The 7363-nt window shown below is 68.4% G+C and carries 5 protein-coding genes; 4 read left to right on the top strand and 1 reads right to left on the bottom strand.

The annotated features are described in order from the left end of the window. The 4 genes from VFO68_RS13275 to yicI form a co-directional block, all read left to right on the top strand. Positions 1-1269: extracellular solute-binding protein (locus VFO68_RS13275; RefSeq protein WP_325158556.1), on the top strand; the 1269-nt coding region annotated here is incomplete at its 5' end. A gap of 135 nt (positions 1270-1404) precedes the next feature. Next, positions 1405-2229: a sugar ABC transporter permease gene (locus tag VFO68_RS13270; protein ID WP_325158555.1), complete on the top strand. Its 825-nt coding sequence runs from the start codon at positions 1405-1407 to the stop codon at positions 2227-2229. Next, a complete protein-coding gene (locus VFO68_RS13265; protein ID WP_325158554.1) occupies positions 2226-3074 on the top strand; it encodes a carbohydrate ABC transporter permease in 849 nt (282 codons plus the stop codon). Before VFO68_RS13270 ends, VFO68_RS13265 begins: the two co-directional genes overlap by 4 nt. After that, positions 3071-5383, top strand: a complete 2313-nt coding sequence (gene yicI / locus VFO68_RS13260; protein WP_325158553.1) for an alpha-xylosidase — start codon at positions 3071-3073, stop codon at positions 5381-5383. Before VFO68_RS13265 ends, yicI begins: the two co-directional genes overlap by 4 nt. A gap of 12 nt (positions 5384-5395) precedes the next feature. On the opposite strand, the gene VFO68_RS13255 is transcribed toward yicI, so the two are convergent. Next, on the bottom strand, positions 5396-7363 hold a 1968-nt coding region (locus tag VFO68_RS13255), incomplete at its 5' end, for an Ig-like domain repeat protein (RefSeq protein ID WP_325158552.1).

The following is a 7363-nucleotide window of genomic DNA, read 5'->3' as shown; positions in this document are numbered from 1 at the left end:
GTGGCCCTCACGGCGGCGACGTTGACGCTGGCCGCGTGCGGCGGCGACGAACCCGCGAACAACAGTGGGCCGCGGGAGTTCAAGTTATGGCACTACGAAGGCCCGAACAGCGCCATGGGCGCGGCCTGGGCGGCGGCCATCAAGGAGTTCGAGGGCAGCCATCCCAACGTGACGGTGAAGTTCGAGGAGAAGGGCTTCGAGCAGATCCAGAAGACCGCGCCGATGGTCCTCAACTCCGACGACGCGCCGGACCTGATGGAGTACAACAAGGGCAACGCCACCGCCGGCCTGCTGTCCAAGCAGGGCCTGCTCACCGACATGAGCGAGGAGGTCGGCAAGCGCGGCTGGGACAAGTTGCTCAGCCCGGGCCTGCAGACCACCTGCAAGTACGACGAGCGCGGCGTCATGGGCGGCGACAAGTGGTTCGGTGTGCCGAACTACGCCGAGTACGTCCTGGTCTTCTACAACAAGGACATGTTCGCCCAGCAGGGCATCAAGGTGCCGACCAGTCTGGACGAGTTCGTCGCCGCGATGGACAAGTTCAAGCAGGCCGGCGTGACGCCGCTGTCCGTCGGCGGCGCCGAGTACCCGGCCCACCAGCTGCTCTACCAACTCGCGCTGACCAAGGCCGACCGCGGCTGGGTGGACCGGTACCAGCGCTACACCGGCGACGTCGACTTCCACGACAGCGCCTGGACCTACGGCGCCAACACCTTCGCCGAGTGGGTGCAGAAGGGCTACATCGACAAGCAGGCCACCAGCCTCAAGGCCGAGGACATGGGCACCGCGTTCATCTCCGGCAAGGCGCCGATCATGGTCTCCGGAACCTGGTGGTACGGCCGGCTCAAGACCGAGATCAAGAACTTCCAGTGGGGATCGTTCCTGTGGCCGGGCAAGATGAGCGCCGGATCGGGCGGCAACATCTGGGTCGTCCCGCAGGGGTCCAAGAACAAGGACCTCGCCTACGACTTCATCAACATCACCATGCAGCAGCAGAACCAGAGCGTGCTCGGCAACGCGGGCGGCATCCCGATCGCGGCCGACCCGAACGCCGTCTCCGACCCGGAGGTCAAGACGCTGATCTCCGACTTCGGCACGCTGGCCAAGCGGGACGGGCTCGCCTTCTACCCGGACTGGCCGGCACCCGGCTACTACGACGTGCTGGTCTCGGCCACCCAGAAGCTGATGAACGGCAGCGTCGGCCCGGACCAGATGCTGGACGAGATCGCCAAGCCATACCAGGAGAACCGGGCCAACCTCGGCGGATGAGATGACACTTCCGGCACAGGCGGCGCCGGCCGCGACCGACCCGGCGCCGCGAGTGGAACGCAGCCCGGCCGGCCGGCGCCGGCCGGGCGCGCCGGATACCTGCCCTACCTGGTGCCCGGTGCCGCGCTGTTCTTGGTGATCATCGCCATTCCGTTGGCGGTCAACGTCTGGATCAGCTTCACCCGGTGGCAGGGCGTGGGCACGCCGCGCTGGGTCGGCTTCGAGCAGTACCGGAAGCTGTTCACCGACGAGACGTTCTGGGCGTCTACCCGGAACAACCTGGCCCTGATCGTGGCGATGGCGATCATCCCGACGTTCCTCGGGCTGCTGCTCGCCGCCGCCCTGTTCGACGTGGTGGCCAAGCGGGTCGGCCAGCGTTCGGCCAGCGCGCTGCGGGCCTCGTTCTACCTGCCCCAGGTACTGCCGGCCGTGGTGGCCGGCGTGGTGTGGGGCTGGATTCTGCATCCCGAGTACGGCGCCGTGAACGAGTTGCTGCGGGTGGTCGGGCTGGGCTCGTGGACCCAGAACTGGCTGGGCGATGAGAAGACCGCGTTGCTGTCGGTGATGGCGGTGCTGGTCTGGATCCAGCTCGGCTACCCGATCGTGATCTTCATGGCCGGCCTGCAACGGGTCGATCCCGAGTTGTACGAGTCGGCCGAGGTGGACGGCGCGTCGTGGTGGCAACGGCTCTGGCTGATCACCGTGCCGCAGATCCGTCCCGAGATCTTCGTGGTGTTGTTGACCTGCACCATCGCCGCGCTGAAAACCTTCGACAAGATCTTCGTGCTGACCCGGGGCGGGCCGGGCGGCGCCACCAACGTGCCGTCCTACTTCTCCTTCCAGAACTTCTTCGAGAAGGCCAACGTCGGCTACGGAGCCGCGATCGCCACGCTGCTCACCGCGGTCATCGTCGGCCTGACCTTCGTTTTCCTGCGGGTGCAGCAGCGGGGGGAGTCATGAGCGCGGTAACCGTCCGCCGCCGCCGCGGTGATCCGGTTCGGTTCGTGGTGCTCACCGGGCTGGTCCTGCTCGCCGTGGTCACGCTGGTGCCGTTCCTGCTGGTGGCCGTGAACGCGGTGAAGTCGCCGTCGGACTACTCGCGGAACGGACCGCTCGGGTTGCCGGAAAGCCTGTACCTGCGGGGAATCGTCGACTTCTGGGTGCGGGTGGACTTCGCCGAGAAGCTGATGAACAGTGCGGTGATCGCCGGCGCGGTCGCCGTGCTGGCGGTGCTGGTGTCGATCTCCGCCGCCTACGCGCTCGGCATCGGCCGGGTGCACGGCCGGTTGTGGATCATCGGGGTGTTCCTGCTGGCGAACCTGATGCCGCAGGAGGCGCTGGTCTACCCGTTGTACTACATGGCGAAGAAGGTCGACCTGTACGACACCAGGCTCGCTGTGATCATCATCTTCACGGCGGTGCAGAGCGCGTTCGGCACGTACCTGCTGTCCTCGGTGCTGTCCCGGTTCCCCCGGGAGATCCTCGACGCCGCCCGGATCGACGGCGCGAGCAGGTGGCAGACGCTGTGGCGGGTGGTCGTGCCGATCAGTTGGCCCACCCTTTCGGTGCTGCTGGTGTTCTTCTTCATCTGGACCTGGAACGAGTTCTTCATCCCGCTGGTGATGCTCGTGTCCAACGACAACCAGACCGTTCCGGTCGCGCTCGGCGTACTGCAGGGCCAGCGGCTGATGGACGCCACGACACAGAGCGCGTCCGCCCTGCTCGGAATCCTGCCGGCGGTCGTCTTCTTCATCCTGTTCCAACGAACACTGACACGCGGCATCGCGGCGGGAGCGGTCAAATGAAGTTCACCGACGGACATTGGCGGATGCGGGCCGGGGTCGAGCCCGCCTACCCGGTCGAAGTTCTCGACGTGGAGCCGGGCCAGGGCACGCTCACCATCCACGCGCCGTCCTACCCGGTGACCAGCCGGCTGGATCTGCAGAAGGGTCCGGTGTTCACGGTGGACATCTCGGCGCCGATGCCCGGCGTGGTGGGGGTTTCGGTCACCCACTACGCCGGGGTGCGGCCGCGTCCGCCGCGGTTCGAACTGTTCGCCAACGGGTCCGGCGAGGCCCGGGTGAACGTCGCCGAGGACGTGGCGACGCTCACCTCCGGTGCGCTGACGGTCCGTGTGGACCGGGCCCGGTGGCGGCTCGACTTCCTTGCCGGGGACCGGGTTCTGACCACCAGCGGCCACGAGGACCTGGCCTTCGTCACCGTCGCGGGCGGCGGGCACTTCGTGCGCGAACGGCTGCGCCTCGGGGTGGGGGCGGCGGTTTACGGGCTCGGCGAGCGGTTCGGTCCCCTCGTCAAGAACGGCCAGGTGGTGGACATCTGGAACGCCGACGGCGGGTCGAGCAGTGAGCAGGCGTACAAGAACGTGCCGTTCTTTCTGACCAACGCCGGCTACGGCGTGTTCGTCGACCATCCCGGGCAGGTGTCGTTCGAGGTCGCCTCGGAGGACGTGACCCGGGCGCAGTTCAGCGTCGCCGGGCAGACCCTGCGGTACTACCTGATCTACGGTCCGACACCGAAGGAGATCCTGCGCAGGTACACCGCGCTGACCGGCCGCTCGGCACTGCCCCCGGCCTGGTCCTTCGGCCTGTGGCTGTCCACCTCGTTCAACACGCCCTACGACGAGGCGACCGTGAACAGCTTCGTCAGCGGAATGTCCGAACGCGACATTCCGCTTTCGGTGTTCCACTTCGACTGCTTCTGGATGCGTGAGATCAACTGGTGCGACTTCGAATGGGACCCGCGCACGTTCCCGGACCCGCGCGGGATGCTGGCCCGGCTCAAGGCGAGCGGCCTGCGGATCTGTGTGTGGATCAACCCCTACATCGCGCAGCGCTCACCCCTGTTCGCCGAGGGGATGGCGCGCGGTTACCTGCTCAAGCGGCCGGACGGAAACGTGTGGCAGTGGGACCTGTGGCAGCCGGGCCTGGCCGTGGTCGACTTCACCAACCCGGAGGCCCGGGAATGGTACGCGGCCAAGCTGGACGCCGTGCTGGACATGGGGGTGGACTGCTTCAAGTCCGACTTCGGTGAGCGGATCCCCACCGACGTCGAGTACTTCGACGGCTCGGATCCGGAACTGATGCACAACTACTACACCTATCTCTACAACAAGACCGTCTTCGACCTGCTGCGCAAACGCCGGGGCGAGGGTGACGCGGTGGTGTTCGCCCGGTCGGCAACCGTTGGCTCGCAACAGTTCCCGGTGCACTGGGGCGGAGACAACTCGTCCACCTACGAGTCCATGGCCGAGACGCTGCGCGGCGGGCTGTCGCTCGCCCTGTCCGGGTTCGGTTTCTGGAGCCACGACATCGGCGGGTTCGAGGGCACTCCGAGCGCCGAACTGTTCAAACGCTGGATCCCGTTCGGGCTGCTGTCCTCACACAGCCGGCTGCACGGCAACTACTCCTACCGGGTGCCGTGGCAGTTCGACGAGGAGTCGGTGACCGTGCTGCGCCGGTACACCAGGCTCAAGGCCCGTTTGATGCCCTACCTGTACCAGGCCGCGGTGACCGCGCACCGGGACGGGATTCCCATGCTGCGGGCCATGATCCTGGAGTTTCCGGACGACCCGGCGTGCGTCTACCTGGACCGCCAGTACCTGCTCGGCGCCGACCTGCTGGTCGCTCCGGTGTTCAGCGCCGAGGGCGAGGTCAGCTACTACGTCCCGGCCGGCACCTGGACGCATTTCCTGACCGGCGAACAACTCCACGGACCGGCCTGGGTGCGCGAACGACACGACTTCACCAGCCTGCCGCTGCTGGCCCGCCCCGGCTCGGTGATCCCGGTCGGGTCGGTGGACAGCCGCCCCGACTACGACTACACCGACGGCGTCACCCTGCACGCCTACCAACTGAGCGAGGGCACGGTCCGCACCGTCATCCCCACCACGACCGGCGAACCGGCCGCCACCTTCACCACCACCCGCACCGGCGACGAGCTCCGCGTCTCGGTCGACCATCCGCCACCGTCCTGGCACCTCTTCCTGGCCGGGGTTGCGGTCGACGCGGTGTCCGGCGCGCCCGCGGTGGCCCACGGACACGGCACCCTGGTGACGGGCGGGCCAGGCGGACTCACGATCCGCCTGGCCCGATAAACCTGGTTGTGATCAGCGCGTTCCGCGCCGGGTGAGCCGACCGGACCCGAAGGCCACGCTCGCTCCACCGGCCAGGAGCAGCAGCAGCGCGCCGAGCAGCAGGTCGTCGACGTCGGCGCCGGTCGCGGACAGCGCCGTGGTGGCGGCGACCGCGGCGTTGACCTGGTAGCCGGCGGCCTGCGCGCTACCCGCCAGATACTCGGCATCGCCGCTGTAGGTGGCGTTGAGCGTGAGCGAACCCGTCGGCAACGCAGCCGTCGTGCAGGTCGCCGTGCCCGCGCTCACCGCCACAGCCTCACACCCGGCGATCGCCGTACCACCGGCATCGAACCGCACCGTCCCCGTCGGTGCGATCCCGCTGCTGTCCGCCGCAACCGTCGCGGTGAGGGTCACCAGGGTGCCCACCTCCACCGGCGACGCCGGGTTCACCGCCAGGCTCACCGCCGCAGTCCGCTTGCCCTGGAAGGAAATCGCGACCGGTGTGGTGGCGATCGCGAGGTGGCCGCTGCCGCTGTAGGCGGCGACGACGTTCACGCTCGCGCCCGCGGGCACCGTCAATAGGCACGTTCCGCTCGCCTGGCCCGCGCCGGGACCGGGCAGGAGGGTCGCGTCGCAACTGGTGGTGCCCTGCGGGCTGGCGGTGGGCTCGGGGGTCTCCAGGCTGATGGTCACCGTGCCGGTCGGCGTGGATCCGTCGCTGCTGGTGACGATGGCGGTGAACGGTACCTCCCCGGCCCCGGCCCCGGGCGGCGCGGAGACGACCACGGTGACCGTTTCCGTCGGCGTCTGGTAGACGGTGGACCCGCTGGCGTCCGGGTCGTAGTTCGAGTCACCCGAGTAGGTCGCGGTGACCGTCACGTCGGCGTCCTCCGGGATGCCCACCACTGTGCAGGTGGCCGTCGCTGAGGTCGCGCCGACCGTCAGAGTCTCGTCAGCGCAGCCGCCCGGCACACCTTCCACCGTGAAGTCGACGGTTCCCGTGGGAACCGCGCCGGCACCGGTGACGGTGGCGGTGAAGGTGATGTCGCCGGGGTCGCCCTGTCCGTCCGCCTCCGGCGAGCTGACGGTCACCGTCGCGATGCCCCGGGCCACGTAGTTGAGCGGAGTGCTGGTGGCGTCGGCATAGATCGGGTCGTCGGAGAACTCGGCGGTGACATCGACCTCCTGGCCGGGGTTGATGGTGACTGCGCAGGTGGCGGCGGGCGGGCTGCCGGACACCGCGACACCGGCGCAGGCGACCGTGCCGTTGACGGTGAAGTCCACCGTGCCGGTCATGGGTTCGACGCTGGGCGTCAGCTGCGCCCGGAAGGTGACGAGGCCGGACTCGCCGGTCGCGGTGGTGCTGACGGTGACACTGGTCGTCTTCTTGTTGGCCTGGTAGTCGACCGAGTCGGTGCCCGGATCGTTGGTGCCGTCTCCGGAGTAGCTGGCGGCGACGGTGATCAGTTGGCCCGGAAGGACATCGATCATGCAGATGGCGGTGCCGTCATTGGGGCCGCCGGCGGAAACAGGGACATCGGTGCAGGCCGCAGCGCCATCCGCGGTGAAGTCGACGGTCCCCGTGGGGTTGCCGCTCGCGGTGGTGATCGTGGCGGTGAAGGTGATGCTGCCGAAGATTCCCGACGTTGGTGTCACGGCCACGGTTACCGGAGCGAGTGCGAGCGCCTGCGGGGCGGCGTCCTCGTCGTCGCCCGGCTGGTCGGACTCGTTGTCGCTGGGCTCGTCGGTGTCGGGCTCGTCGGACGGCTGGTCGGACTGGTCGTCCGGCTGGTCGGCGGGTTGGTCGCCCTCGGTCTGCTGGTCGTCGGTGGGTTGGTCTGTGGACTGGTCGCCGGGCTGGTCAGCGGACTGGTCGTCGGGCTGGTCGGTGTCCGTGTCGGCGGGGTCGTCGGACTGGTCGTCGGTGTCGGGGTTGTCTTGGTCGTCCGAATTCGTATCGTCCGGCGGTTGTGCGTCGGTGTCGGTATCGGGAGGTGCGAC

This window comes from Actinophytocola sp. (genome assembly GCF_035712165.1).
Taxonomy (GTDB): domain Bacteria; phylum Actinomycetota; class Actinomycetes; order Mycobacteriales; family Pseudonocardiaceae; genus DASYTH01.
This window is presented reverse-complemented; position numbering and strand designations above follow the sequence as displayed.

What these genes read in the sequence shown, in the direction of transcription:
- VFO68_RS13265 (WP_325158554.1), top strand. Translation starts at nt 2,226, where the DNA reads ATGAGCGCGGTAACCGTCCGCCGCCGCCGCGGTGATCCGGTTCGGTTC.
- yicI (WP_325158553.1), top strand. Translation starts at nt 3,071, where the DNA reads ATGAAGTTCACCGACGGACATTGGCGGATGCGGGCCGGGGTCGAGCCC.